At 56.7% G+C, this 1,886-nt stretch carries 1 protein-coding gene; it reads left to right on the top strand.

Translation table 11 applies throughout. From position 1 onward, the window contains the following. The first annotated feature begins 501 nt into the window (after positions 1-501). On the top strand, positions 502-1,713 hold the full coding sequence (locus tag WCJ41_RS21885) for a flavin-dependent oxidoreductase (protein WP_336907947.1): 1,212 nt from the start codon (positions 502-504) through the stop codon (positions 1,711-1,713). Positions 1,714-1,886: the final 173 nt, after the last annotated feature.

Below are 1,886 nucleotides of genomic sequence, written 5' to 3'. Positions count from 1 at the left end.
GAATGGTCATTACATAACGACAACCGAGGGAAAGACGAGTGCTTGTATGGCATTCATGAGGTTGGCGGTTCGACTCCGCCTGGCTCCACCAAGCTACTGTATTAAATCAATAGGTTAGAACGATTTTCAAAATCGTTCGGTGTCCAAGGAAAAGTTATAAAGAGCTATAAAGTGTCTTGGATGCTGCTGGCTATACAAGTGATATGTCTATGACGTAGCATCATTTTCAGCGGTGTTGACATCCAAACGCTGGCACGGCCAAGTTTAGAATCATTCGCCTATTGATTGGATTCCGCCGATGACATCCGACCCACTGGCCTTGCCTCGCTTACCCTGTTAGCCTAAGAATATTTTGCTGGTGACCGCTAAAAGCCATGCCTAATCAAAAAAAACCTATCCGCATGAATGCACTAATGGCTGCAACGTGGTTGTTCGGTAGAAACACTAAAAGACTGTCGATTTCCGCCTATGCTAGCGTTTCCCGCATAATCGGGATCGGACATGCGGGCAATCATCGCAGGCGGCGGCATTGGTGGGCTTACTCTCGCCCTAAGCCTTTATGCGCGTGGCATTCCGTCCATTATCTGCGAAGCGGCCCGGACAATTCGCGCCCTCGGCACCGGGATTAATCTTCTGCCCCATGCCGTGAGCGAACTGGCCGAACTCGATCTGCTTCAAGGCCTTGTCGACATTGGAATAGAGACACGCGAGCTCCGCTATCTCAACCGCTTCGGTCAGCAGATCTGGGTGGAGCCCCGGGGTATCTGGGCAGGGAACACCGTGCCGCAGATCTCGATCCATCGCGGCCGGCTTCATAATCTGCTCTGGAATGCGGCGGTAGAACGGCTTGGGCCGTCAGGTGTGCTGCCAGGGATGCGGATGATCCGTGCGTCCCAGGACGCCTACGGCGTTCGGGTGGAGTTCGAGAATGGCACAGGCCTCGAGGGCGACATCCTGATCGGGTGTGACGGCATTCATTCGGCTCTCCGGCAAACCATCCACCCCATTGACAAGGGCATCCGCTGGAACGGCGTGCAGATGTGGCGCGGATCAGTCGACTGGCCGATGTTCGAAGGCGGCGACATGATGATTGTCGCCGGGGGTATGGACGCGAAACTGGTTCTCTACCCGATCGCCAAATGCCCCGTTGACGCAAACCGCCTGACCAACTGGGTGGTCACGGCGCGGATCGGCACGCAGAACGACCCTCCGCCCCGGCGCGAGGACTGGTCGAGGCTGGGCGACTTGAACGAGCTGTTGCCGCACGCTGCACTGTTTAACATACCCTTTGTCGATGTGCAGGCGCTGGTGAGCGCAACCCCGGAGTTCTGGGAATATCCGATGTGCGACCGTGATCCCCTACCAAGGTGGACCGATGGCCTGTTCACGCTTCTCGGAGATGCCGCGCACGCCATGTATCCGGTTGGATCGAATGGCGCCTCCCAGGCGATCCTCGACGCGCGCTTCCTGGCCGACCAATTGGCTAGCCTGTCTCCACGCGACGCTTTACTGAGTTACGAGGCAGAACGTCTGCCGCGGACAGCAGAGATAGTGCAGATCAATCGTAGCGGCGGGCCTGAGAGGGTCATAGATGTGGTGTCCCATCGCGCGCCGAACGGCTTCGCCCACATCGACGATGTGATTTCGAGATCAGAGCTTGATGCTATTGCCAAGGGCTATGCGCAGATGACGCAGTCCACAAGCCCACACTGATCGCATCAACCGAGTGGGATGAAGTGGATGTCGCTATCCGACAAGTACTTGATCAGGGGCGGACTTGAAGGCCGTGGGCCGGGGCACGGTTTCCTGAGTATCCGTCATGTGCAAGAGGATTTTTGGGTCCAGATGCGGTCTGCTCGCACTAGGGCGTTCGCGGTTTCTATGAG

It is taken from the genome of Aestuariivirga sp. (assembly GCF_037139295.1).
Lineage (GTDB): Bacteria > Pseudomonadota > Alphaproteobacteria > Rhizobiales > Aestuariivirgaceae > Aestuariivirga.
This window is presented reverse-complemented; position numbering and strand designations above follow the sequence as displayed.

Excerpts from the sequence above, each read along its gene's own strand:
- WCJ41_RS21885 (WP_336907947.1), top strand. The coding sequence starts at position 502 with ATGCGGGCAATCATCGCAGGCGGCGGCATTGGTGGGCTTACTCTCGCC.